The following is a 23,442-nucleotide window of genomic DNA, read 5'->3' as shown; positions in this document are numbered from 1 at the left end:
AAACCCCTGGTCAGCCGGTCCGTCCGGGCCTAGGATGACGTGCTCCGGCCATCCCCGCGGCAGCCGCCTCACAGGTGCCGCCCTACCCCGCGCCGACGCGAAGTCCCCCCACCGGCGCTGCGACGATGGACTTCCAGATCTCACAGTCAACACAGGCATCCCTCTCACCACAGTCGTCCCGCCGGCCCGACTCGGCCCATATGTTCCAGGTCGATCTGCGGGGTCTGGTGGACCTGCTCTCGCACCACCTGTACTCCAGTCCCAAGGTCTACCTTCGCGAACTGCTCCAGAACGCCGTGGACGCCATCACCGCCCGGCGCGCGGAGGAGCCCGGCGCCCCCGCGCGCGTACGGCTGTTCGCGGACGGCGACATCCTGCGGGTGGAGGACACCGGCGTCGGTCTCACCGAGTCCGACGTGCACGAACTGCTGGCCACCATCGGCCGCAGCTCCAAGCGGGCCGACGGCCTGCGGGAGGCGCGCTCGGACTTCCTCGGCCAGTTCGGCATCGGCCTGCTGGCCTGCTTCGTGGTGGCCGAGCGGATCCGGGTGGTCAGTCGCAGCGCCCGTACACCCGACGCCCCGCCCGTGGAGTGGACGGCACGCGACGACGGCTCGTACACCGTGCGGACCCTCCCGGACTCCGCCCGCCCGGAACCCGGCACCACCGTGTACCTCCAGGCCCGGGCCGGGGCGGGCGAGTGGCTCACCGAGCAGCGTGTGCTCGCCCTGGCACGGGACTTCGGGTCGCTGCTGCCGTACGACGTGCGGGTGGGCGAGGAGCCGGTCACCGACCTGCCGGCGCCCTGGGACCGGGCGTACCCCTCCCCCGCGGCCCGCCGGGTCGCCCTGGCCCGGTACTGCCACGAGGCGTTCGGGTTCACCCCGCTGGACACCATCGGCCTGGACGTACCGCTGGCCGGGATCCGCGGGGTGGCGTACGTGCTTCCGTCGGCGGTCAGCCCGGCGCAGCGGGCGGGTCACCGCGTGCACCTGAAGGGCATGCTGCTGACCGAGCGGGCGGAACAACTGCTGCCCGACTGGGCGTTCTTCGTGCGCTGCGTGCTCGACACCGACAGCCTGCGGCCCACCGCCTCGCGGGAGTCGCTGTACGAGGACGAGACGCTGGCCGCCGTGCGCGAGGCGCTCGGGGAGCGGATCCGGTCCTGGCTGACCTCTCTCGCGGCCGGCGATGCGGAGCGGCTGGCGGCGTTCCTCTCGGTGCACTTCCTGGGCGTGAAGTCCCTGGCCCGGCACGACACGGAGATGCTGCGCACGATGCTGCCGTGGCTGCCCTTCGAGACGACCGACGGGCGGCTGTCCCTGGAGGAGTTCGCGCAGCGGCACCCCGTCGTGCACTTCACGCGCACGGTCGAGGAGTACCGGCAGGTCGCGCCGATCGCCTCCGCGCAGGGCATCGGCGTCGTCAACGGCGGCTACACCTACGACAGCGAGCTGGTCGAGGCGCTGCCGTCGGTACGCCCGGGGACGATGGTCGCCGAGCTGGACGCGGACACCGTGACCGCGCACCTGGACTCCGTCGATCCGGCCGAGGAGCTGGCCCTGTCGGGCTTCCTGGCGGCCGCGCGGGACCGGCTGGACCCGCTGGGCTGCGACGTCGTACTGCGCGCCTTCCACCCGCTGTCCGTGCCGGCGCTGCACCTGGACGACCGGGCGGCCCGGCACGAGCAGGCCCGCGCCGAGGCCGAGGCGCAGGCCGACGACCTGTGGGCGGGCATCCTGGGCTCGCTGCGGGGCGGCGCCCCGCGCGCCCGTCTGGTGCTCAACCACCTCAACCCGCTGATCCGCCGGATCGGTTCGCTGGGCGACCCGGAGCTGATCGGCACGGCGACCGAGTCGTTGTACGGGCAGGCGCTGCTGATGGCGCAGCGCCCGCTGCGGCCGGCGGACTCGGCGCTGCTGAACCGGGCGTTCATCGGCCTGCTGGAGTGGGCCACGCACAGCGGCACCGACGCGACGGGGACGGCCACCGATGAGTGAGATCACCGACTTCGACTCGCTGCGCCGGGAGATGGCGGCCAACGGCGCGCGGCCGGAGGGCCCGGCCCGCAACGCGCGCGCGGAGCGGCTGCTCGCCGAGGCCGAGAGGCTGAACATCCCGCTCGCCGTGATCGAGGCGCTCGGACACCAGCTGAAGGTCTACAACTACAGCTCCGAGAAGGACAGGATGTTCGTCCCGTTCGCGCGGCTGCTGCGCATGTGGGACGAACGCCCGGAGGACTTCGACGAGTACGAGACCCACTCGCTGCACTGGGTCTTCAAGTGGATGTCGGCGGGCATGCTGCGCCAGCCGCACATCCCGCTGGCCGCCGTCGAGAAGTGGCTCGGCGAGATGGAGCACCGCTACCGGCTCGCCGGCCACTCCGAACGCGCCGTGCGCAGCGCCGAGTTCAGCGTCGCCCGGCACATAGGGGACCTCGCGCGGGCGGAACGGGCGTACGCGGAGTGGCTGGCCGCCGACCGGGACAGCATGGCCGACTGCCACGCCTGCGAACTGCACGACCAGGGCCAGTGGCAGGCCGAGTGCGGCCGGGACGCGGAGGCGGTCGAGCTGTGGCGGCCGGTGCTGGACGGCGAGTTCTCCTGCGCCCACGAGCCGCACGGCGTCCTCGCCTCCTCGCTGCTGCCGCTGCTGCGGCTCGGTCGCCTCGACGAGGCGCGCGCCCACCATCTGCGGGGCCTGAGGCTGGTGCGGCCGATGGAGAGCATGCGCGACGCCTACGCCGACCATGTGGAGTTCTGCGCGCTGACCGGCAACGAGGCGCGGGCCCTGGAGCTGCTGGCCGAGCGGCCGGCGTACTTCACGGACGACGGCAACCCGCTCGGCAGGCTGGACTTCCTGGCGGTGGCGGCCCTGCTGATGGACCGGCTGGTCGAGCTGGGGCGGGACGGGCAGGCGGTGCCCGGTCCGGCGGGGCGTGCCTGGACGGCCGGCGAACTCGCCGTGCACGCGCGCGCGGAGGCGTCGGCTCTGGCGGCCCGCTTCGACGAACGCAACGGCACGTCCCGGGTCGGCGAGTGGGCACGCGCGCGCATGGCGCGGCGCCCGCTGGTGGACCGGCTGCCGCTGGGTGTGCGCACGGCTCGGACCGCCGGCGTCGCTCCGGCTCCCGCCGTGCGCGGGACCGTTGAGGCGGCGGCCGAAGCGGCGGCGCCCGAAGAAGCCGACCTGCCCGTGCTGATCGCGAAGGCGCGGCGGCTGTCGGACACCCTGCGGCCGCACGCCGTGGAGGCGTGGGCGGCGGTCGCGCGCGCCGCGGAGGGCGTCCAGCTGGAGGCCCGGGACCTGGCCGAGATCGCCGACCACGAGGCGATGGACCGGGGCCCCGAGGGCGACGCGCTGTTCGAGCGGGCCGCCGAGCTGTACGCGCGGGCGGGCGATCCGGGCGAGGCGTTGGCGGCACGCTCGCGTGCGGCCTACGTGAGGGCGCTGACCGGCGACGTGGACGGGGCGCTCGCCGCGGTCGCCGAACCCTACGAGCGGGTCCTCGCGCTGTACGCCGAGGAGGGCACCGGCGTACGGCAGGCCGCGTCCGTGGTGATGGGACGGGCGCGGATCCTGATGCGGCCGGTGTACGAGGCCGAAGGGCCCGTGGACCCGGGGACGCTGTCCGCCGCCGAGGAGGCCGCGCGCGAGGTCCTGGCCCTCGTGGAGGGGCACGCCGGGGACGATGTGCGGCTCGCCTCCCGGGCGGCCGAGGCACGGGCGATGCTCGCCGAGACAGCCGCGCGCACCGGGAACCTCCGGGGGGCCGCGGAGCTGTTCGCGCGGGCGGCGGCCGAGTACGTCGGGGCGGGCCTGCCGTGGTTCGCGGTGGAGTACGAGGCCCGGCTGGCGGCGCTCGCGCACCACCTGGGCGATCCGGAGGGCGCCGAGCGGGCGCTGCGGGCGGCCCTGGAGCACGGCGGGACGCATCTGGAGGCCGTGGGCCGGGCACAGCTGCACCTTCAGCTCGCCGAGGTGCTCGGCGGCCTGGACCGGACCGAGGAGGCGGCGGAACACGCCCTGGAGGCGGCGCACTGGGCCGACGAGGCGGACCAGGGGCCGGCGCTCGGGGCCTGGGCCCGGCAGCAGCTCGGTGGTCTGCTGCTGCGGCTGGGGCGGTGGGCGGAGGCCGCCGAGGTGCTGGAGTCCGCGCTGCCCGACCTGTCCGCCGGGACGCACGGCGACGGGGCCGTCGTACAGACGCAGTGGTGGCTCGGCGACTGTCTGAGCGAGCTCGGGGAGCACCGTGCGGCGGCCGAACGCCGGCTCCAGGCCGCCGAGACCGCCCGGCACTGGCCCGAGCAGCAGGACCACGCGACCCTCGCCCATCTGGCCGCCGAGTCGCTGAGCCGGGCCGGGCTGCACGACGAGGCGGACCGTGCCTACACGCGCGCGGGCGACCTGTGGCGCTCCCTGGGCGACGTGCACGGTCTGGTCCGCGCCCTGCGCGCACGCGCGTGGCTGGCGCTGGGCACCGAGGCCGGCTTGGACGCGGCGCGGGAGCTGATGTTGGCCGCCGTCACCGAGTGCGAGGCGGCGCTGGACGCGGTGGACGACACGGCGGCGCGGCAGCGGCTGGTCGCCGAACTCGGGCACACCCACCGGCAGTTCGGCGACCTGCTCGCGGACAGCGCGGAGGACGAAGGGGACGGGGCCGCGTCCGAGGAGGCCCTGTCCAGGCTGGAGCAGGCGATCGCCGCCTTCGCCCTGCTGGGTCCGGCCGCCCTGCACGACCGGACCGGAGCGGAACTCGCCGCGGGCCGGCTGGCGACCGACCTGGGCCGCCCCGCAGAGGCCACCACACGCGCGCGTGCCGTGCTGGCGGCCTTCGAGGACGCCGACGAGGAGGACGGCAGGACGCCTTCCCGCCGCACGGAAGCCGAAAGACTCCTGCGAGCCCTCGAGGAGGGATCCGAGGACTGAGGCTCACTCCACCCCGATGAGCAGCAGCGCCCCCTGCCGGCCGCCCTGGTAGACCACCGTGTCGACGGCGAGGTAGGTCTCGCGGACGCGGGTCTGGAGGCGGTCTGCGATCGAGTCGGGGGCCTCGTCGCCGAGGACGAGGGTGACCAGTTCGCCGCCGGCCGAGAGCATGCGGTCCAGGACGGTCTCGGCGGTGGCCGCGACGTCCGAACCGATCACGGCCACGTCGCCGTCGATGAGGCCGAGGACGTCACCGGCCTGGCAGATGCCGGCCGTGGTCCAGGACTGGCGTTCCGCGACGGCGACCTCGGCGTGCCGGGTCGCCCCTGCCGCCGAGGTCATGGCGACGACGTCCTCGTCGAAGCGGCGCCCCGGCTCGTGCACGGCGAGGGCGGCGATGCCCTGCACGGCCGAGCGGGTCGGGATCAGGGCGACGCGGACGCCCTCCCCGCGGGCCTGCTCGGCTGCGGCGGACGCGGTGTGGCGCAGTTCGGGGTCGTTGGGCAGCAGGACCACCTCGCGCGCGTGTGCCCGCCGTACGGCCTCGACGAGCTCCCCGCTCGCGAGCTGCTCCCCGGGCCGGGCGAGCACCGCGGTCGCCCCGGCCTCGGTGTAGAGCCCGGCCAGGCCCTCGCCGGGCACGACGGCCACCACGGCGCGCTGGGCCCGCTCCCGGTGCGGCCGCCCGGACCCGCCGGTGTGCGCGTCACCGGCGCCGAAGTGCGTGATCCGGATCCGGTGCGGCCGCCCGGCCTCCACGCCCGCCTCCACGGCGGCTCCGGCGTCGTCGACGTGCACGTGCACGTTCCACAGGCCGTCGCCGCCGACCACGACGAGGGAGTCCCCGAGCCCGTCGAGCCGCTCGCGCAGCCGGGCGACGGCCGCGTCCTCGGCGTCCAGCAGGTAGATCACCTCGAAGGCGGGACCGCTCGCGGGCGGCGCGCAGGTGCCGGGCCCGTCGTCCTCGGCGGCGGACACGCGCGCGTGAGGCACGACCGGCCGGCCGTCAGCCGCCACCGCGGCTGCCGAGGGGGACGCGCCCTGCTCCGGCGTCCGTCCCGTGAACGTCTCCACCAGGGCCGCGAGGACCGCCACCAGCCCCCGCCCGCCCGCGTCGACCACCCCGGCACGCTCCAGGACCGCCAGCTGGCCGGGGGTCGCGGCGAGGGCCGCGCACGCTCCCTCGTAGGCGGCCAGCGCGACCGTCCCGCAGTCTCCCTCCGCCCCGGTGGCCGCGTCCGCGGCGGCCGAGGCCACCGACAGGACCGTGCCCTCCATCGGATGTGCCACGGCCTGCCGGGCGGAGTCGGCCGCGCGGCGCAGGGCCAGGCACAGGCCGCGCCCGTCGGCGTGCGCGCGGTCACCGTCGGCGGCGAACACCTGGGCCATGCCGCGCAGCAGCTGGGCGAGGATCGTCCCGGAGTTGCCGCGGGCCCCGATCAGCGCGCCGTGCGCCATCGCCCGCGCGGCGTCGGCCAGGGAGGGGCCGAAGGAAGTCCCGGCGGCCCCGCCGGTCCCGCCGCCCACCTCGTGCGCGGCGAACACGGCCTCCACCGCCGCCGCGGCGGACTCCACGGTCAGATACAGGTTGGTGCCGGTGTCCCCGTCGGCCACGGGGTAGACGTTGATCGCGTCGATCTCCTCGCGCGCGCGCCCCAGCGCCCGCAGCGCCAGTCCGCACCAGGTGCGCACCGCCGGCGCGTCGAACGTCTGCGGCACCTGCGCCACCTGCGCCTCCCTGAGCTGCTGGACTGGACGCAGCGTAGACCCCGGGGCGGTGCCGGACGGAAGAGGGCCCGCGCGGGCCCCGGAGCCACCATGGTAGTTTCGCCCTACGGACGCAGCCGTTGTATGCTGCTCCGGTTGCCCGATCCTGATCGGGCTCTCCCCCTGGCAACGCCACTCGGATTTCAAGTTTCAAGAGCATTCTCTGAGCCTGAGATCTTGATCCCGGCATGCCGGGATCAACCGTAAGTGCATCTGAAGTCTTTGGAGTGACCCGTGGCTGCCAACTGCGACGTCTGCGGCAAGGGGCCGGGCTTCGGCAACAACATCTCGCACTCGCACCGCCGTACGTCCCGTCGCTGGAACCCGAACATCCAGCGTGTGCGTACCGTGGTCGGCGGGACGCCGAAGCGCGTGAACGCCTGCACCTCGTGCATCAAGGCCGGCAAGGTCTCGCGCTGACGCACAGCAACAGCTAAGCGCGCGGCCACCGCTGGTTCGCTGCACTGAGCCGGTCCACCTCGGTGGACCGGCTTTTTGCCGTACCCTCGCACGCCATGCCCGCACAAGCCGTACCCGCGCACCGGGACCGCCCGTCGGTGCGCGGGCCGCGCGACTACCCCGCCCGAGACCTGCGCAGGGCCCACCCGTGGTCCACGGGCCCGATCCCCCCGCCGAGCGCGAAGCCGGCCGCGATCGCCCCGGTGACGTACTCCTTGGACGCCGCCACTGCCTCCGGCACGGAATCGCCCTTCGCCAGCTGCGAGGCGATCGCGGAGGCGAGGGTGCAGCCGGTGCCGTGCGTGTGCCGGTTGTCGTACCGGGAGGCGCGCAGCCAGTGCTCCTCGGCGCCGTCGGTGAGCAGGTCCACGGCCTGGTCACCGACGCCCTGCCCGGCCTCCCCGGCGAGGTGGCCGCCCTTGATCAGCACCCACTTCGGCCCGAACGCCAGCACCGCCTCCGCGGCCTCCCGCATCTGCTCCTCCGTCCGGACCCGGACGCCGGTCAGCTGGGCCACCTCATCGAGGTTCGGCGTGGCCACGGTCGCCACCGGCAGCAGCCTGGTCCGTACGGCCCGAAGGGCGGACGCGGCAAGGAGCGAGTCGCCGTGCTTGGAGACGCCGACCGGGTCGACGACCGCGGGCGCGTCGGTCCCGGCGATCAATTCGGCGACGGCCCCGGCCAGTTCCGCCGAGGCCAGCATCCCGGTCTTGACCGCCTGGACGCCGATGTCGTCCACGACGCTGCGGTACTGGGCCCGGACCGCCTCCACGGGCAGTTCCCACGCGCCCTGCACGCCGAGGGAGTTCTGCGCGGTGACCGCGGTGATCACGCTCATGCCGTGCACACCGAGGGCGAGCATCGTCTTCAGGTCGGCCTGGATCCCGGCGCCGCCGCCGGAGTCGGAGCCCGCGACGGTCAGTACCCGGGGAGGGGCGGCGGTCATGACTCGATGTCCCCGAAGTGGTCCCAGCCGCCCTTGCTGGTCCACGGCGCGCCGTCGACCGTGACCTGGGGCAGGGCCGAGGGGCTGAGCACTTCGCCGATCACCTTCCAGCGGGCCGGCAGCTTCACGTCCGAGGGGAAGGCCGCCACGATGGCGTGGTCCTCTCCCCCGGTCAGCACCCACTGCAACGGGTCGACGCCGACGGCCTGCCCGATGTCGTTCATCTGCGAGGGGATGTCTATGGCTCCGGAGCGGATGTCGATGTGGACCTTGCTGGCCTCCGCGATGTGCCCGAGATCGGCGATCAGTCCGTCGCTGACGTCGCACATCGCGGTGGCGCCGAGCCCGGCGGCCGCGGGGCCCGCGTGGTACGGCGGCTCGGGGCGGCGGTGGGCCTCGACGAAGGCGCGGGGCGAGCGGAAGCCCCGGGAGAGCACCGCGTATCCGGCCGCTGACCAGCCCAGCCAGCCGGTCACCGCGATCAGGTCGCCGGGTTGCGCGCCGGCGCGGGTGACGGGCTCGTGGTTGCGCAGATCACCGAGCGCGGTGATCGACACCATGATCGTGTCGCCGCGCACCACGTCGCCTCCGACGACGGCGGCTCCGGCGACCTGGCACTCGTCGCGCAGCCCGTCCATCAGCTCGGTGGGCCAGGTGACCGGGAGCTCGGTGGGGACGACCAGGCCGAGCAGCAGCGCGGTCGGCACGGCGCCCATGGCGGCGATGTCCGCGAGGTTCTGGGCGGCCGCCTTGCGGCCCACGTCGTAGGCCGTGGACCAGTCCCGGCGGAAGTGCCGCCCCTCCAGGAGTATGTCGGTGCTCGCCACGACCCTGCGGTCGGGGGCGGCGACCACCGCGGCGTCGTCGCCGGGGCCGACCCGGACCGCCGGGGTGGTGGTGAGACGGGAGGTGAGCTCCCTGATGAGCCCGAACTCCCCGAGCTCACCAACAGTGCCCTTCATCGACCTTTCGCCCCTTCTGTCCCTGTACGTTCCCAGTCGCGCTTCAACGCGGTCCTCGCTACGGTCGAGGTGACCGTCAACTTCTGTCCTACCTGCACCCCGGCGCGTGCGTCACGGTCTTCCCGGGTCTCCCCACGGCGTGTGACGACGCGATACCGTGGCGTTCCTTTTCCCCACATGATCCTCGTGGCCGCCCTGGAGGTTCCGTGGTACAGGCGTACATCCTGATCCAGACGGAGGTCGGCAAGGCGTCGACCGTCGCCGAGACGATCAGCAAGATCCCTGGGGTGATCCAGGCCGAGGACGTGACGGGACCGTACGACGTCATCGTGCGCGCCCAAGCCGACACCGTGGACGACCTGGGCCGCATGGTGGTCGCGAAAGTCCAGCAGGTGGACGGCATCACGCGCACCCTGACCTGCCCGGTCGTGCATCTGTAGCCCCCGTCTACCCTTGGCCGGTGAGCTTCTTCCGTCACCGGCTTCTCGGCCTGCCCGTTCTCGCCGCGCTGATCACCGCCGCGGGCTGTTCCCCAAGCGACGACAGCGCCACCGTGGCGGTTCCCAGCCCACGGCCGTCGGTTGCCGAACTGTGCCGGAATCTGGACAGGGAACTGCCTGGGAAAGTGGACGGACTGAGCCGCGAGGACCCCCGGCCCGCCTCCGCGCTGACCGCGGGCTGGGGAAGCCCGGCGATCATACTGCGCTGCGGCGTCCCGCGGCCCGCCGCGATGGACGATCCGGAGGCCGACGGGGCCGAGGTGAACGACGTGGGCTGGCTGCTGCAGAAGCAGGGGGACGGGTCGTTCCGCTTCACCACCACGCTGCGCCTTGCCTATGTGGAGGTGACGATCCCCGCCGGGCGGACGGACCACGGGGTGGCGCCGCTGATCGATCTGGCCCCGGCCGTGAAGAAGGCGATCCCCAAGGGGATCGCCGACTGAGCGCCCGACACGCGCCGCGGGGGCCCTGGACGCCTGCCGGCGCCCGCCGCCCCCTGGGCGCGCGTCCTCAGCGCAGGCCCGTCGAGCGGCGCAGCGCCGCCTGGATCAGCCGGTCCACCAGTTCCGGGTAGCTGATCCCGCTCGCCTGCCACATCTGCGGGTACATCGAGATGGGCGTGAAGCCGGGCATGGTGTTGATCTCGTTGATCACGAACTCGCCGTCCTCGGTGAGGAAGAAGTCCGCGCGGACCAGGCCTTCGCAGGAGGCCGCCTCGAACGCCTCCACCGCGAGCCGCCGCACCTCGGCGGTCTCCTCGTCGGTCAGCGGGGCGGGCACGACGCCGGGCGTGGAGTCGATGTACTTGGCCTCGAAGTCGTAGTACGCGTGCGCCTCGGGCGGCGGGATCTCGGCCGGCACGGAGGCCCGCGGGCCGTCCTCGAACTCCAGCACCCCGCACTCGATCTCACGGCCGCGCAGCGCGGCCTCCACGAGCACCTTCGGGTCGTGCCGCTGGGCCTCCTCGACCGCCTCGTCCAGGCCGGAGAGGTCGTCGACCTTGGTGATGCCGATCGACGAACCGGCGCGCGCGGGCTTCACGAACAGCGGCCAGCCGTACTCGCCTGCGAAGTCGACGATCTTCTTGCGGGCGGCGGACGGGTCCTGAGCCCACTCGCGCGGCCGGATCACCACGTACGGGCCGACCTTGAGCCCGAAGGAGGTGAACACCCGCTTCATGTACTCCTTGTCCTGGCCGACGGCCGAGGCGAGCACGCCCGAGCCCACGTACGGCACGCCGGACAGCTCCAGGAGGCCCTGGAGGGTGCCGTCCTCGCCGTAGGGGCCGTGGAGCACCGGGAAGACCACGTCGACCTCGCCGAGCGCCTTGGGCACCGAACCGGGCTCGCTGTAGACGACTTCGCGGTTGGCCGGGTCGACGGGGAGCACCACGCCGCCCTCGGCGGAGTCGGTGAGCTCCTCGACGCTCGGGGTGCGGCCCTCGGTGATGGCCATGCGCTCCGGCTCGTCGGCGGTCAGCGCCCAGCGGCCGTCGCGGGTGATGCCGATCGGCAGGACCTCGTACTTGGTCCGGTCGATGGCGCGCAGCACCGCGCCCGCGGTGACCACGGAGATCCCGTGTTCGGAGCTGCGGCCGCCGCACACGACGGCCACGCGGGGCTTGCGGGACGGCTGCTCGGGGCTCTGGGGGAGGTTCTCGCTGCTCATATCGCGATGAGAGTACCCGCTGGTATCCACGACGTCAGTGCCCGCATGGGCACCGTAGCTCAGCGTCGCACGGACGGTCGCGCAACGTGATGCGGACGGCCGAACGGCGCCGGTTTCAGCGGCGTTCGGGCTTGGCGCTGCGCGACATCAGTTCCCGGAGGGCCACCACGGGCGGCTTGCCCTCGTGCACGATGCCGACGACGGTCTCCGTGATGGGCATGTCGACGCCGTGCCGGCGGGCCAGATCCAGCACCGACTCACAGGACTTGACGCCCTCGGCGGTCTGCTTGGTGACCGCGATGGTCTCCTGGAGGGTCATGCCCTTGCCGAGGTTGGTGCCGAAGGTGTGGTTGCGCGACAGCGGCGAGGAGCAGGTGGCCACCAGGTCGCCGAGACCGGCGAGTCCGGAGAAGGTGAGCGGGTCGGCGCCCAGGGCCATGCCCAGCCGGGTGGTCTCGGCGAGGCCGCGGGTGATGAGCGAGCCCTTGGCGTTGTCGCCGAGCCCCATGCCGTCCGCGATGCCGACGGCCAGACCGATCACGTTCTTGACGGCGCCGCCGAGTTCGCAGCCGACCACGTCGGTGTTGGTGTACGGCCGGAAGTACGGGGTGTGGCAGGCGGCCTGCAACCGCCGGGCCACCGCCTCGTCGGTGCACGCGACCACGGCGGCGGCCGGCATGCGGGCGGCGATCTCCCGGGCCAGGTTGGGCCCGGTGACGACGGCGACGCGGTCGGCGCCGACCTTGGCGACGTCCTCGACGACTTCGCTCATCCGCATGGCCGAGCCCAGTTCGACGCCCTTCATCAGGGAGACGAGGACCGTGTCCGGGGCGAGCAGCGGCGCCCATTCGGCGAGGTTGGCCCGCATGGTCTGCGAGGGGATGGCGAGCACCGTGAAGTCGGCGTCGCGGGCGGCCTCGGCGGCGTCGGCCGTGGCCCGCAGGTTCTCCGGGAGTTCGACTCCGGGCAGGTAGTCGGGGTTGGTCCGGGTGGAGTTGACCGCGTCGACGAGTTCGGCGCGGCGGGCCCACAGGGTCACCTCGCAACCGGCGTCGGCGAGGACCATGCCGAAGGCGGTGCCCCACGATCCGGTACCGAAGACGGCCACCTTGACCGGCTTGCTCACGTGCCCTGCCCCTCTTCCTGTACGGATTCCCGCACGGCCGGCCCGCGCTGCGCGGCCGGCACGGTCCTGCCCTGGTTCTGCGACTCGGTGCGGCGGCGCTGCTCGATCCGCTCCCGACGCGGATCGTACGGCTCGGCGGGCGCCTTCTCGCCGCGGATCTCCTCCAGTCGGCGGGTGATGGCCGCCATGATGACCTCGGTCGCCTCCTTCAGCAGTTCCGGGGTCATCTCCTGGTCGTAGAAGCGCGAGAGGTCCACGGGCGGTCCGGCCAGCACGTGGTGGGTCTTGCGGGGCAGCAGGTGGGGCTTCTTGGCGTAGGGCGGCAGCAGTTCGTTGGCCCCCCACTGGGCGACCGGAATCACCGGGCACTTGGTCTGGAGGGCGACCCGGGCGGCGCCGGTCTTGCCGGTCATCGGCCAGCCGTCGGGGTCGCGGGTGAGGGTGCCCTCGGGGTAGAACGCGACGCACTCGCCGCGCTCCACGGCGTCGATGGCGGCCCGGAACGCGCTCAGCGCGTCCGTGCTCTCGCGGTAGACGGGGATCTGCCCGGTGCCGCGCATCGCGGCGCCCACCAATCCCTTCTTGAAAAGCCCGCTCTTCGCCAGGAATCGCGGCACGCGGCCGGTGTTGTACTGAAAGTGGGCGTACGCGAAGGGGTCGACGTGCGAATTGTGGTTCACCACGGTGATAAATCCGCCGTCGGCCGGAATGTTCTCCATTCCGCGCCAGTCCCGCTTGATCAGAACCACCAGTGGCGGTTTGCAGATCACCGCTGCGAAGCGATACCAGAAGCCGATTCTGCGGCGGGGCACGCGGACACCTTCCTCTAGGGCCTGGGGGGCCGCACAAGTGTCGCCCCAGGCCGCCTGTCTGTCGAGAACACCGTACGCCCGCACGTCACCGGACAGCGCTCTTGGAAGGCGCCTCGCGCCCCTCCCCTTCCCGGCCCCTCGGACGGTCCGGGGGGACTCCGGGAGACAATGACGACCACACGAGAGGGGCGGAACGCCGGTGCAGTGGACCTTGGTCATCCCCCTGAAGCCCCTGACTCGGGCCAAGAGCAGGCTGTCGGACACCGCGGGCGACGGGGTGCGCCCCGGCCTGGCCCTCGCCTTCGCCGTGGACACGGTGGCGGCCGCACTGGCCTGCCCCGCGGTGGCGGATGTGGCGGTCGTCACGGACGACGCCGAGGCCGGGCGGGAGCTGGCGGCGCTGGGCGCCCGGATCGTCGCCGACGAGCCGCGGGCCGGTCTGAACGCCGCGCTCGCGCACGGAACGGCGGTGGTACGGGCCTCGCACCCCCGAAGTCCGGTGGCGGCCCTGAACGCCGATCTCCCCGCGCTGCGGCCCATGGAATTGGCCCGGGTTCTGGAGGCGGCCGCACAATTCCCGCGGGCATTTCTCGCGGATTCCGCGGCCATCGGCACGACTTTGCTTGCGGCGTCCGTCGGGCATCCGCTGCTCCCGGCTTTCGGCGCCGATTCCCGGGCCCGCCACCGGGCGTCCGGCGCGGTGGAACTGTGCCTTCAGGCGGTGGAATCCGTACGCCAGGACGTGGACACCGGGCACGACCTGCGGGCTGCGCTGGCCCTCGGAGTGGGACCGCGGACGGCCGCCGCCGCCGCGCGACTGCCGGTCCCGGGACAGTAGGCTGCCGTCATGCACGCGACCGCCTACACGTACGACCCCGAAAGCCGCAGCGGACAGGTGCTCCTGGACGACGGGACCCCGGTGCCCTTCGACGCGCCGGCGTTCGACGCGGGCGGTCTGCGGTTGCTGCGGCCGGGGCAGCGGGTGCGGATCGAGACCGAGGGTGAGGGGAACGGCCTGCGGATCACCCTGGTGACGCTGCAGACCTTCTGAGCAGGCAGGAAGACCGTCCGGTCGGCGCGTGAGGCCTTCCCCACCGGGCGGACCGGGCCGAGCGTGCCCGAACACGCCGCGGGCCGGGCTCCCTCGGGAGTCCGGCCCGGCGCGTGAGTACCCTGCGCCGCTACTTGCCGCGGGCGGTGGTCTTCTTGGCGGTGGTCTTGCGGGCGGTCGACTTCTTGGCGGGGGCCTTCTTGGCCGTCACCTTCTTCGCCGGCGCCTTCTTGGCCGTGGTCTTCTTGGCGGCGGCCTTCGTGGCCGTCGTCTTCTTGGCGGCCGCCGTGGTCTTCTTCGCCGCCGGGGTCGTCTTCTTCGCGGCCGCCGTGGTCTTCTTCGCCGCCGCGGTCGTCTTCTTCGCGGCGGTCTTCTTCGCCGCCGCGGTGACCTTCTTCGCCGCGGCCTTCTTGCCGGCGGCCTTGGCAATGGTGGCGGTCGGGCCGGACAGGCTGCCCTTGGGCGCCTTCTTGACCGCGATGTCGTGCTTCGGGAGCTTCTTCGAGCCGCTCACCAGGTCCTTGAAGCCCTGGCCGGCCCGGAAGCGGGGAACGGAGGTCTTCTTGACCCGCACCCGCTCACCCGTCTGCGGGTTGCGCGCATAACGGGCGGGACGGTCGACCTTCTCGAAGGACCCGAAGCCGGTGACCGAGACCCGGTCTCCCGCGACGACCGCGCGGACGACGGCGTCCAGCACCGCGTCCACGGCGTCGGCAGCCTGCTGGCGGCCGCCCATCTTGTCGGCAATCGCTTCTACGAGCTGCGCCTTGTTCACGTCTTCCCCTTCGGAGACCTTGCCAGAACGAAAGTGTTCAAGCGTTTTCGCACGTTAGGCAGATATATACCGCAAATCAAACACGAAACGGGCTAATCACCCTTGTGCCGCAACGGACTCGACGGCCTCGGGCTGTTCAGCCTTCCTCGCCGGGGATTCGCCCCTGGTCGAGGTCTGCCGTGAACCTCTCCAGACGCCTTGTCGCACCGGCGAGATCGTGCTTGGCCGCGGCCGTAATGACCAGCAGCTTCCGGGTCAGCGCCATCCGTACGCTCTCCGGGACTTGCAGTGCGCGCACTCTTTCGTGCGCTTCCTTGAGCTGGGCCGCGACTGCCGTATAGAGCTCGAGTTGGCCGTCGTTGTCCATGCACAGATTGTGCCATCTGGGGCGAGTTGTCGCCTGCGCTGGGGGGCAACTGGCGCCTGTGACGGCCATCCGGGCGGCTGCGGCGGGCGGGGTCCGGAACCGCGTCTACCCCGGCAATAACCCACTTAACGTGGGAAGTTGAGTGCCCCGACGGCGGCGCGCCGGGTGGTACGGACGCCAAAACGGCTGTACCCCCGATCGCCTCGATCGGGGGTACAGCGGGGTCGTACGGTGGCCGAAAGTCGACTTGCCACAGCGCCGGAGAGCGGTGTCCGGCTCGGCGGCCGATCATCGGCCGGGGCCGTGGATCAGACCGGCAGGGTGCGCGGCTTGAAGGCCGGGCGCTTCGCCTCGTAGGCGGCGATGTCGGACTCGTCCTGGAGGGTGATGGAGATGTCGTCCAGCCCGTTCAGCAGCCGCCAGCGGGAGTTCTCGTCCAGCTCGAAGGATGCGGTGATCCCCTCGGCGCGCACCTCGCGGGCGACCAGGTCGACGGTCACCTCGGCCTCGGGGTCCTTCTCGGTGAGTTCCCACAGCGCGTCCACGACCTGCTGGTCCAGGACCACGGTCAGCAGACCGTTCTTCAGCGAGTTGCCGCGGAAGATGTCCGCGAAGCGGGAGGAGATCACGGTCTTGAAGCCGTAGTTCTGCAGTGCCCAGACGGCGTGCTCGCGGGAGGAGCCTGTACCGAAGTCGGGGCCGGCGACCAGGACCGTGGCACCGTGGCGCTCCGGGCGGTTGAGCACGAACTCGGGGTCCTTGCGCCAGGCCTCGAACAGCCCGTCCTCGAACCCGTCGCGGGTGACCTTCTTGAGCCAGTGGGCGGGGATGATCTGGTCGGTGTCGACGTTGCTGCGGCGCAGCGGGACGGCCCGGCCGGTGTGGGTGGTGAAGGCTTCCATGATTCTCAGACTCCAGCGGGCGCGGGGGCGTCGGACAGGTCGGCCGGGGAGGCCAGGTGGCCGAGGACCGCGGTGGCCGCGGCGACCTGCGGGGAGACCAGGTGCGTGCGGCCGCCCTTGCCCTGCCTGCCCTCGAAGTTGCGGTTGGAGGTGGAGGCGGAGCGCTCGCCGGGGGCGAGCTGGTCGGGGTTCATGCCCAGGCACATCGAGCAGCCCGCGTGCCGCCATTCGGCGCCGGCCTCCTTGAAGACCACGTCCAGGCCCTCGGAGACGGCCTGGAGACCCACGCGCGCGGAGCCCGGGACGACCAGCATCCGTACGCCGTCGGCGACTTTGCGGCTCCGCAGGATCTCGGCGGCCGCACGCAGGTCCTCGATGCGGCCGTTGGTGCAGGAGCCTACGAAGACGGTGTCCACACCGATGGAGCGCAGCGGCTGTCCGGCCTCCAACCCCATGTATTCCAGGGCCTTTTCGGCGGACAGGCGCTCCGATGCGTCTTCGTACGAAGCCGGGTCGGGGACGGCGGCCGAAAGCGGCGCGCCCTGGCCGGGGTTGGTGCCCCAGGTGACGAACGGGGACAGTGCGGCGGCGTCGATGACGACCTCGGCGTCGAAGGCGGCGTCGTCGTCCGAGCGCAGGGTCTTCCAGTACGCCACGGCGGCGTCCCAGTCCTCGCCCTGGGGGGCGTGCGGGCGGCCCTGGAGGTAGGCGAAGGTGGTCTCGTCGGGGGCGATCATGCCCGCGCGGGCGCCGGCCTCGATGGACATGTTGCAGATGGTCATGCGGGCCTCCATCGAGAGCTTCTCGATGGCGGAGCCGCGGTACTCCAGGACGTAGCCCTGGCCGCCGCCGGTGCCGATCCTCGCGATGATCGCCAGGATCAGGTCCTTGGCCGTGACGCCCTCGGGCAGTTCGCCCTCGACCGTGATCGCCATGGTCTTCGGGCGGGCCATCGGCAGGGTCTGGGTGGCGAGCACGTGCTCGACCTGGGAGGTGCCGATGCCGAACGCCAGCGCGCCGAAGGCGCCGTGCGTGGAGGTGTGCGAGTCGCCGCAGACCACGGTGGTGCCCGGCTGGGTCAGGCCCAGCTGCGGTCCCACCACGTGGACGACGCCCTGCTCTACGTCGCCCAGCGGGTGCAGCCGCACCCCGAAGTCGGCGCAGTTCTTGCGCAGCGTCTCCAGCTGGACGCGGGAGACGGGGTCCGCGATGGGCTTGTCGATGTCGAGGGTCGGGGTGTTGTGATCCTCGGTCGCGATGGTCAGGTCGAGCCGGCGCACGGTGCGGCCGCTCTTGCGCAGGCCGTCGAAGGCCTGGGGGCTGGTCACCTCGTGCAGCAGGTGCAGATCGATGAAGAGGAGGTCGGGCTCGCCCTCGGCGCGCCGGACGACGTGGTCGTCCCAGACCTTCTCCGCGAGTGTCCTACCCATCGCTTTCCCTCCGGCCGGGCGCCAAGGGCGCCGGCCCAACTAGAGATCTTGAGGATGCGGCACCCGCGCCCCCCTCCGGGCGTCCGCCGCCGAGCCCGCCGGTCCACGGGCCGCCATGACTTCCAGAGTGGCGTGTTCCACGGAAAATTGAACTTGCGTTTCACAGAGTGAGACGCAAGTATCGTTGCATGGACAACAGTAGCGGCGTCGGCGTTCTGGACAAGGCAGCCCTTGTCCTGAGCGCTCTGGAGTCCGGTCCGGCCACCCTCGCGGGTCTGGTCGCGTCCACCGGACTGGCACGACCCACGGCCCACCGGCTGGCCGTGGCGCTGGAACACCACCGCATGGTGGCGCGCGACATGCAGGGCCGGTTCATCCTCGGCCCGCGCCTCGCGGAACTGGCCGCGGCCGCGGGCGAGGACCGCCTGCTGGCCACCGCGGGGCCGGTGCTCACACATCTGAGGGACGTGACGGGCGAGAGCGCGCAGCTCTACCGCCGCCAGGGCGACATGCGCATCTGCGTCGCCGCGGCCGAGCGCCTGTCCGGCCTTCGGGACACCGTCCCGGTCGGTTCCACGCTCACGATGAAGGCGGGTTCGTCGGCGCAGGTCCTGATGGCCTGGGAGGAGCCGGAGCGGCTCCATCGCGGCCTCCAGGGTGCCCGCTTCACGGCGACGGCCCTGTCGGGCGTACGGCGCCGCGGCTGGGCCCAGTCGATCGGCGAGCGCGAGCCGGGCGTCGCGTCCGTCTCCGCGCCCGTGCGCGGCCCCTCCAACCGCGTGGTGGCCGCCGTCTCGGTCTCCGGCCCCATCGAGCGCCTCACCCGCCACCCCGGCCGCATGCACGCCCAGGCGGTCATCGACGCCGCCGCGCGCCTGTCCGAGGCCCTGCGCCGCTCCGGCTGACGCAGGAAAAACCGCAAGGGCCGGCCTCAACGCCGCGGCAGGCCCTTCCGGCAGCCGACTCCCCCACCCGCCGACCCACCGCCGCCCCTCCCCAGCCCACCGGGGCGGGGGCAGGAACTCCGCGGAAACGCCGAAGGGCCCTCCCGAGGGAGGGCCCTTCCGACTGCGTACCCCCGACCGGATTCGAACCGGCGCTACCGCCTTGAGAGGGCGGCGTGCTAGGCCGCTACACAACGGGGGCATGGACACTGCGTTTCCGCAGGTCCGAGCTGGTCTACCTGGACTCGAACCAAGACTAACTGAACCAGAATCAGTCGTGCTGCCAATTACACCATAGACCAATGATGGTTTAGACCAGTCGTACCCCCGACCGGATTCGAACCGGCGCTACCGCCTTGAGAGGGCGGCGTGCTAGGCCGCTACACAACGGGGGCCTTGATCCCTGGAATACTCCTGAGATCCGTACCCCCGACCGGATTCGAACCGGCGCTACTGCCTTGAGAGGGCAGCGTGCTAGGCCGCTACACAACGGGGGCCTGCGGATGAGATCCGCGGTGCAGATGAGCTCTGCGAGCTGGCCTACCTGGACTCGAACCAAGACTAACTGAACCAGAATCAGTCGTGCTGCCAATTACACCATAGGCCACTGAAAAGCAAGATCCTATGGGGATCCTGTTCTAGTGTTGCACCCGCGGTTCCGGACCTTCGGCCCGCGCCCCGCGGCGCAGGAAGAACATTACCTGAAGGTGGACGGGGCTCCAAAACGAGTATCGGAGCCGAGGATCGCGGGCAGTTCGGCGAGCGAGGCGATCCGGTGCCGGCGCGCGCCGTCATGGTCTTCGGCGTGCACGCCCGCGCGGTCGATCCAGACCGACAGCAGCCCGGCCTCTGCGGCACCCCGCCCGTCGATCTCCGGGTGGTCGCCGACGTACGCCACCTGGTGCGGGCCGAGTTCCAGGGCCTCACAGGCCGCGTGGAACGCCCGCGGCTCCGGCTTGGACACCCCGAGTTCGGCGGCGCACAGTACGGTCTCGAAGCGGTCGCGCACACCGAGGGTGCGCAGCTTGCGCTCCTGCACGTGGATGCTGGAGTTGGACAGCACGGCGTGTCGATGACTGACGGCCAGCGCGTCCAGGACGGGCAGCACGTCCGGGAAGAGCGCCCAAGCTGCCTCGTAGTGGCCCAGGTAGCGCTCGAACCACGCGTCGATCGCGTCGTCGGTCAGCTCCGGCCGGGCGAGGAAGTCCCGCACCCGGTCCCGCCGCTGCTCCTCGAAGGTCGCCTCCCCCGCCGAGAACCGCGCCCACTGCGCGTCGGTGATCCGCCGCCAGTGGGCCAGGGCCTCCTCCACGGTCCCGTACCCGTCCAGCAGCCCCTCGGCCACCAGGTGCGCCCGCATGCCGGCCCGGTCGGCGGTCGTGTAGTCGAAGAGGGTGTCGTCGACGTCCCACAGGACCGCTCTGATCGCCATGCCACCGACGGTACCGTCCGGACGGCCGCGCGGCGGCGGGCCGCTGAAAGATCCGTTCCCGGCGGGCGGTGCCGAACGCCGAGGGGCGGCACCCCGGCCGGGTGCCGCCCCTCGCGCGTAGCCTGTGACAGCCGTATCCGTGACGGCCGTATCCGTGTCAGCGCCGCACGCTCACGCCGCCAGCTTCGCCAGCGCCGCGTCGATGCGGGCCAGGGTCGTCTCCTTGCCCAGCACCTCGAGGGACTCGAAGAGGGGCAGGCCGACCGTGCGGCCGGTGACGGCCACGCGGACCGGGGCCTGGGCCTTGCCGAGCTTGAGGCCGTGGGCCTCGCCGGCGGCCAGGACGGCCTCCTTCAGGGAGTCGGGGGAGGTCCAGTCGGCCGACTCCAGCTTCTCCCGGGCGGTGCGGAGCAGGGCGTCCGAGCCCTCCTTCATCGCCTTGGTCCAGCTCGGCTCGTCGAAGACCGGCTCGGGCAGGAACAGGAAGTCCACGTTGTCCGTGATCTCGGACAGGACCTTCAGACGCGTCTGCGCCTGCGGGGCGATCGCCTGCCACTTGGTCTCGTCGAAGTCCTCCGGGGCCCAGGGGGCGGACGGAGCCTGGAGCCAGGGGCGGCAGCGCTCGGTGAAGTCCTTCACGTCGAGCAGCCGGATGTGATCGGCGTTGATCGCCTCGCACTTCTTCAGGTCGAAGCGGGCCGGGTTGGGGTTCACATCCGCGATGTCGAAGGCCGCGACCATCTCCTCGACGGAGAAGATGTCCCGGTCGGCGGAGAGCGACCAGCCGAGCAGGGAGAGGTAGTTGAGCAGGCCCTCGGGCAGGAAGCCGCGCTCGCGGTAGAGGTTCAGCGACGACTGCGGGTCGCGCTTGGAGAGCTTCTTGTTGCCCTCACCCATCACGTACGGCAGGTGACCGAAGGCCGGGGTCTCCTTGGCGATGCCCAGTTCCATCAGCGCCTTGTACAGGGCGACCTGGCGCGGGGTGGAGGAGAGCAGGTCCTCGCCGCGCAGGATGTGGGTGATCTCCATGAGCGCGTCGTCGACCGGGTTGACCAGGGTGTACAGGGGGGCGCCGTTGGCGCGGACGATGCCGTAGTCCGGGACGTTCTCCGGGGTGAAGGTCAGCTCGCCGCGGACCAGGTCGGTGAAGGTGATCGTCTCGTCGGGCATGCGGAAGCGGACGATCGGTGCCCGGCCCTGGGCCTTGTACTCCTCCACCTGCGCGGCGGTCAGGTCGCGGCAGTGGCCGTCGTAGCCGGACGGCTTGCCGGCCGCGCGAGCGGCCTCGCGGCGGCTGTCCAGCTCCTCCTGGGAGCAGTAGCAGTGGTAGGCGTGGCCGGCCTCGAGCAGCTTGTGGGCGACGTCCTGGTAGATGTCCATGCGCTGCGACTGCCGGTACGGCGCGTGCGGTCCGCCGACCTCGGGGCCCTCGTCCCAGTCGAAGCCCAGCCAGCGCATCGCGTCGAGCAGCTGGTTGTAGGACTCCTCGGAGTCGCGGGCCGCGTCGGTGTCCTCGATGCGGAAGACCAGAGTGCCCTGGTGGTGCCGGGCGAACGCCCAGTTGAACAGGGCGGTGCGGACCAGGCCCACATGGGGGTTACCGGTGGGCGACGGGCAGAAACGGACGCGTACGGGGGAACCGGATGCGCTAGCCACGCTTGACAACCTTGTTGGTGAGAGTGCCGATGCCTTCGATGGTGACGGCGACCTCGTCGCCGACGTTGAGGGGGCCGACCCCAGCCGGGGTGCCCGTGAGGATCACGTCGCCGGGGAGCAGCGTCATGGCCTCGGAGATGTTGACGATCAGATCCTCGATCGGGTGGATCATCTCGCTGGTGCGGCCCAGCTGCCGCTGCTCGCCGTTGACGGTGAGCTGGATGGTCAGGTCGGCCGCGGCGGTGAGGTCGATGTCCGTCTCCACCCAGGGGCCTAGCGGGCAGGAGGTGTCGAAGCCCTTGGCCCTGGCCCACTGCTTCTCGCGCCGCTGCACGTCGCGGGCGGTGACGTCGTTGGCGCAGGTGTAGCCGAAGATCACGTCCTTGACGCGCTCGCGCGGGACCTCGCGGCACATGCGGCCGATGACCACGGCCAGCTCGGCCTCGTGGTGCAGCTCCTGGGAGAAGGAGGGGTACTGGATCGGGTCGCCGGGGCCGATCACCGAGGTGGACGGCTTGAAGAAGGCGAACGGCGCGTCGGGCACCTCGTTGCCGAGTTCGCGTGCGTGCTCGGCGTAGTTGCGGCCGAAGGCCACGACCTTGTTGGGGAGCACCGGCGGCAGCAGCCGTACCTTGCTCAGTGGCACCCGGGTGCCACTGAGCTCGAAGTCCGCGAACGGGATGCCCTTGATGATGTCGAGGACGAGTTCGTCCGGCTTGTCGCCCTCGACCGCGCCGAAGGCGACGTTCCCGTCGATGGAGAACCTGGCGATGCGCACGGGTTGCTTGGCCCCTTGACTGAAGCGGCTGGAGTCTGACGCTCCAGGCTAACGCGGCCGGGGCCCCGGACCTCGCGCCATTACGGCGCGCGGGGCACGAAGGCGGGGCGCCCCGCAGGCGGGACGCCCCTGAATCTCCGTCCGTGACCGGACCGCGCGCTACTCCGCGACGGCGGCCGCCACGGGCACCTCCATGAGGACGGTGCGCCGGGGGTTGGCGGTCTGTTCGGGAAGGGAGACGGAGTGCTCCGGCTGCTCCGGCGTCGGCAGCGCGTCGGCTCCTTCGAGGTGCATCAGCGTCGTGCGCCGGGGGTTGGCTATGGTGCGGAACATCATCGTCGTCTTCACGGTTGTACGAGACCTTGTCGTCTTCGGGCACCGGGAGGTCCGCATGACCCCCGCGCGGGCGCCGGTTGTCGGATTTGCCATCCCTGTAAAGCGTCAGGCTAAACATTCAATTCCCGGCCGAAGGCGTGAAGAGCCCGTGATGTCGGTGTGAGTTTGCTCACGAACACCTCGACAATCCAGACAATTCATGAGCGCTTTACCTGCCGCTGAATCGGACATTGACCCACTGAAGCCATCATTCCGCTCCCGATCATGGCGACTGGGACACCTCAAGTGACTCGCGGGTACGTAGCGAAATGTCCCCTATACGGGAGATCACTTTCCACATCAGGTAATCCGTCACTCACGGGCTGTCACGGAGGTCACAGCCTGGTCCACATGCCTTGTTGGAGATCCGGCACTGTGCTGGAATGCCACGGACCGCTGCAGGATCGAGCCGGCGCGCAGGGGGCGCAACGCAGCGCCGAGTGGCGGCGAGAAGGGGGAACCAGCGCCGGTCACTCACGACCATCCGGGAAGTGTGTTCAGGGCGCTTCCCACAACGCCGACACCGTCCTTCCGCTCGCGCGGAGGGGCGCCTGGTCCAGAGG

General features: G+C 71.9%; 22 protein-coding genes and 5 tRNA genes. 8 read left to right on the top strand and 19 right to left on the bottom strand.

The features are described 5' to 3' along the window. Positions 1–125 precede the first annotated feature (125 nt). Together ABZ818_RS20820 and ABZ818_RS20815 are read left to right on the top strand one after the other, a co-directional pair. Positions 126–2,000, top strand: a complete 1,875-nt coding sequence (locus ABZ818_RS20820; protein ID WP_361416359.1) for an HSP90 family protein — start codon at positions 126–128, stop codon at positions 1,998–2,000. Beyond that, positions 1,993–4,929, top strand: a complete 2,937-nt coding sequence (locus ABZ818_RS20815; protein ID WP_361416357.1) for a tetratricopeptide repeat protein — start codon at positions 1,993–1,995, stop codon at positions 4,927–4,929. The genes ABZ818_RS20820 and ABZ818_RS20815 overlap by 8 nt, the downstream gene beginning before the upstream one ends. A gap of 3 nt (positions 4,930–4,932) precedes the next feature. On the opposite strand, the gene ABZ818_RS20810 is transcribed toward ABZ818_RS20815, so the two are convergent. Beyond that, on the bottom strand, positions 4,933–6,657 hold the full coding sequence (locus tag ABZ818_RS20810; protein ID WP_361416355.1) for a DAK2 domain-containing protein: 1,725 nt from the start codon (positions 6,655–6,657) through the stop codon (positions 4,933–4,935). 273 nt (positions 6,658–6,930) lie between these two features. On the opposite strand from ABZ818_RS20810, the gene rpmB reads away from it, so the two are divergent. After that, the gene (gene rpmB / locus ABZ818_RS20805) at positions 6,931–7,116 is read left to right on the top strand and encodes a 50S ribosomal protein L28 (RefSeq protein WP_003993230.1); all 186 of its coding nucleotides are present in this window, start codon (positions 6,931–6,933) and stop codon (positions 7,114–7,116) included. Positions 7,117–7,270: 154 nt separating this feature from the next. On the opposite strand, the gene thiD is transcribed toward rpmB, so the two are convergent. Together thiD and ABZ818_RS20795 are read right to left on the bottom strand one after the other, a co-directional pair. Next, positions 7,271–8,101, bottom strand: a complete 831-nt coding sequence (gene thiD, locus ABZ818_RS20800; protein WP_361416353.1) for a bifunctional hydroxymethylpyrimidine kinase/phosphomethylpyrimidine kinase — start codon at positions 8,099–8,101, stop codon at positions 7,271–7,273. Continuing rightward, complete coding sequence (locus ABZ818_RS20795) at positions 8,098–9,063, bottom strand: thiamine-phosphate kinase (protein ID WP_361416351.1); 966 nt, start codon at positions 9,061–9,063, stop codon at positions 8,098–8,100. The genes thiD and ABZ818_RS20795 overlap by 4 nt, the downstream gene beginning before the upstream one ends. A gap of 206 nt (positions 9,064–9,269) precedes the next feature. Here ABZ818_RS20795 and ABZ818_RS20790 point away from each other — a divergent pair, with 206 nt between their 5' ends. Next, positions 9,270–9,503 (top strand): Lrp/AsnC ligand binding domain-containing protein, encoded by a 234-nt coding sequence (locus tag ABZ818_RS20790; protein ID WP_003997603.1) that lies wholly within the window; start codon positions 9,270–9,272, stop codon positions 9,501–9,503. Positions 9,504–9,523: 20 nt separating this feature from the next. Then, positions 9,524–10,006: a DUF3515 domain-containing protein gene (locus ABZ818_RS20785; RefSeq protein ID WP_361416349.1), complete on the top strand. Its 483-nt coding sequence runs from the start codon at positions 9,524–9,526 to the stop codon at positions 10,004–10,006. 67 nt (positions 10,007–10,073) lie between these two features. Here the strand turns inward: ABZ818_RS20785 and ABZ818_RS20780 are convergent, their stop codons facing one another. The 3 genes from ABZ818_RS20780 to ABZ818_RS20770 form a co-directional block, all read right to left on the bottom strand. Continuing rightward, complete coding sequence (locus ABZ818_RS20780; protein WP_361416347.1) at positions 10,074–11,231, bottom strand: D-alanine--D-alanine ligase family protein; 1,158 nt, start codon at positions 11,229–11,231, stop codon at positions 10,074–10,076. Between the two features lie 115 nt (positions 11,232–11,346). Continuing rightward, positions 11,347–12,357, bottom strand: coding sequence for an NAD(P)H-dependent glycerol-3-phosphate dehydrogenase (locus ABZ818_RS20775; protein WP_361416345.1), 1,011 nt, complete (start codon positions 12,355–12,357; stop codon positions 11,347–11,349). Next, positions 12,354–13,169 (bottom strand): lysophospholipid acyltransferase family protein, encoded by an 816-nt coding sequence (locus tag ABZ818_RS20770; protein WP_361416343.1) that lies wholly within the window; start codon positions 13,167–13,169, stop codon positions 12,354–12,356. Before ABZ818_RS20770 ends, ABZ818_RS20775 begins: the two co-directional genes overlap by 4 nt. A 199-nt stretch (positions 13,170–13,368) precedes the next feature. Here ABZ818_RS20770 and cofC point away from each other — a divergent pair, with 199 nt between their 5' ends. Both cofC and ABZ818_RS20760 read left to right on the top strand, forming a co-directional pair. Further along, positions 13,369–14,007 (top strand): 2-phospho-L-lactate guanylyltransferase, encoded by a 639-nt coding sequence (gene cofC, locus ABZ818_RS20765; RefSeq protein ID WP_361416341.1) that lies wholly within the window; start codon positions 13,369–13,371, stop codon positions 14,005–14,007. 9 nt (positions 14,008–14,016) lie between these two features. After that, positions 14,017–14,220: a hypothetical protein gene (locus ABZ818_RS20760; protein WP_141358005.1), complete on the top strand. Its 204-nt coding sequence runs from the start codon at positions 14,017–14,019 to the stop codon at positions 14,218–14,220. Positions 14,221–14,350: 130 nt separating this feature from the next. Here ABZ818_RS20760 and ABZ818_RS20755 read toward each other — a convergent pair whose 3' ends face one another. The 4 genes from ABZ818_RS20755 to leuC form a co-directional block, all read right to left on the bottom strand. Beyond that, on the bottom strand, positions 14,351–14,995 hold the full coding sequence (locus ABZ818_RS20755; RefSeq protein ID WP_361416338.1) for an HU family DNA-binding protein: 645 nt from the start codon (positions 14,993–14,995) through the stop codon (positions 14,351–14,353). A gap of 136 nt (positions 14,996–15,131) precedes the next feature. Further along, the gene (locus ABZ818_RS20750; RefSeq protein WP_361416336.1) at positions 15,132–15,362 is read right to left on the bottom strand and encodes a hypothetical protein; all 231 of its coding nucleotides are present in this window, start codon (positions 15,360–15,362) and stop codon (positions 15,132–15,134) included. Positions 15,363–15,670: 308 nt separating this feature from the next. Continuing rightward, positions 15,671–16,264, bottom strand: coding sequence for a 3-isopropylmalate dehydratase small subunit (leuD, locus tag ABZ818_RS20745; protein WP_361416334.1), 594 nt, complete (start codon positions 16,262–16,264; stop codon positions 15,671–15,673). Between the two features lie 5 nt (positions 16,265–16,269). After that, complete coding sequence (gene leuC / locus ABZ818_RS20740) at positions 16,270–17,694, bottom strand: 3-isopropylmalate dehydratase large subunit (protein WP_361416332.1); 1,425 nt, start codon at positions 17,692–17,694, stop codon at positions 16,270–16,272. 188 nt (positions 17,695–17,882) lie between these two features. Here leuC and ndgR point away from each other — a divergent pair, with 188 nt between their 5' ends. Further along, a complete protein-coding gene (ndgR, locus tag ABZ818_RS20735; protein WP_141358015.1) occupies positions 17,883–18,599 on the top strand; it encodes an IclR family transcriptional regulator NdgR in 717 nt (238 codons plus the stop codon). Positions 18,600–18,767: 168 nt separating this feature from the next. Here the strand turns inward: ndgR and ABZ818_RS20730 are convergent. The 9 genes from ABZ818_RS20730 to ABZ818_RS20690 form a co-directional block, all read right to left on the bottom strand. Continuing rightward, positions 18,768–18,840 (bottom strand) — tRNA-Glu (locus tag ABZ818_RS20730). 28 nt (positions 18,841–18,868) lie between these two features. After that, positions 18,869–18,940 (bottom strand) — tRNA-Gln (locus ABZ818_RS20725). A gap of 20 nt (positions 18,941–18,960) precedes the next feature. Next, positions 18,961–19,033: transfer RNA gene (locus ABZ818_RS20720), tRNA-Glu, on the bottom strand. A 29-nt stretch (positions 19,034–19,062) separates the two neighbouring features. Next, positions 19,063–19,135 (bottom strand) — tRNA-Glu (locus tag ABZ818_RS20715). Positions 19,136–19,173: 38 nt separating this feature from the next. Next, positions 19,174–19,245 (bottom strand) — tRNA-Gln (locus tag ABZ818_RS20710). A gap of 90 nt (positions 19,246–19,335) precedes the next feature. After that, on the bottom strand, positions 19,336–20,070 hold the full coding sequence (locus tag ABZ818_RS20705) for an HAD family hydrolase (RefSeq protein ID WP_361416330.1): 735 nt from the start codon (positions 20,068–20,070) through the stop codon (positions 19,336–19,338). Between the two features lie 171 nt (positions 20,071–20,241). After that, positions 20,242–21,726, bottom strand: a complete 1,485-nt coding sequence (gene gltX, locus ABZ818_RS20700) for a glutamate--tRNA ligase (RefSeq protein WP_361416328.1) — start codon at positions 21,724–21,726, stop codon at positions 20,242–20,244. Beyond that, positions 21,719–22,504 carry a fumarylacetoacetate hydrolase family protein gene (locus tag ABZ818_RS20695; RefSeq protein ID WP_141358021.1) on the bottom strand — a complete coding sequence of 262 codons (786 nt, stop codon included), beginning with the start codon at positions 22,502–22,504 and terminating at the stop codon, positions 21,719–21,721. Before ABZ818_RS20695 ends, gltX begins: the two co-directional genes overlap by 8 nt. A 159-nt stretch (positions 22,505–22,663) precedes the next feature. Next, positions 22,664–22,852: a hypothetical protein gene (locus tag ABZ818_RS20690; protein WP_361416325.1), complete on the bottom strand. Its 189-nt coding sequence runs from the start codon at positions 22,850–22,852 to the stop codon at positions 22,664–22,666. Between the last annotated feature and the right edge of the window lie 590 nt (positions 22,853–23,442).

It is taken from the genome of Streptomyces sp. NPDC047453 (assembly GCF_040643155.1).
Lineage (GTDB): Bacteria > Actinomycetota > Actinomycetes > Streptomycetales > Streptomycetaceae > Streptomyces.
Note: the sequence above shows the minus strand (reverse complement) of the source record. Positions and strands in the feature narration are given on the sequence as shown.

Coding starts and splice junctions, on each gene's coding strand:
- ABZ818_RS20780 (WP_361416347.1), bottom strand. CDS start 11,231: ATGAGCAGCGAGAACCTCCCCCAGAGCCCCGAGCAGCCGTCCCGCAAG.
- ndgR (WP_141358015.1), top strand. CDS start 17,883: ATGGACAACAGTAGCGGCGTCGGCGTTCTGGACAAGGCAGCCCTTGTC.
- leuD (WP_361416334.1), bottom strand. CDS start 16,264: ATGGAAGCCTTCACCACCCACACCGGCCGGGCCGTCCCGCTGCGCCGC.
- ABZ818_RS20760 (WP_141358005.1), top strand. CDS start 14,017: ATGCACGCGACCGCCTACACGTACGACCCCGAAAGCCGCAGCGGACAG.
- ABZ818_RS20820 (WP_361416359.1), top strand. CDS start 126: ATGGACTTCCAGATCTCACAGTCAACACAGGCATCCCTCTCACCACAG.
- ABZ818_RS20750 (WP_361416336.1), bottom strand. CDS start 15,362: ATGGACAACGACGGCCAACTCGAGCTCTATACGGCAGTCGCGGCCCAG.
- ABZ818_RS20795 (WP_361416351.1), bottom strand. CDS start 9,063: ATGAAGGGCACTGTTGGTGAGCTCGGGGAGTTCGGGCTCATCAGGGAG.
- ABZ818_RS20705 (WP_361416330.1), bottom strand. CDS start 20,070: ATGGCGATCAGAGCGGTCCTGTGGGACGTCGACGACACCCTCTTCGAC.
- ABZ818_RS20815 (WP_361416357.1), top strand. CDS start 1,993: ATGAGTGAGATCACCGACTTCGACTCGCTGCGCCGGGAGATGGCGGCC.
- leuC (WP_361416332.1), bottom strand. CDS start 17,694: ATGGGTAGGACACTCGCGGAGAAGGTCTGGGACGACCACGTCGTCCGG.
- thiD (WP_361416353.1), bottom strand. CDS start 8,101: ATGACCGCCGCCCCTCCCCGGGTACTGACCGTCGCGGGCTCCGACTCC.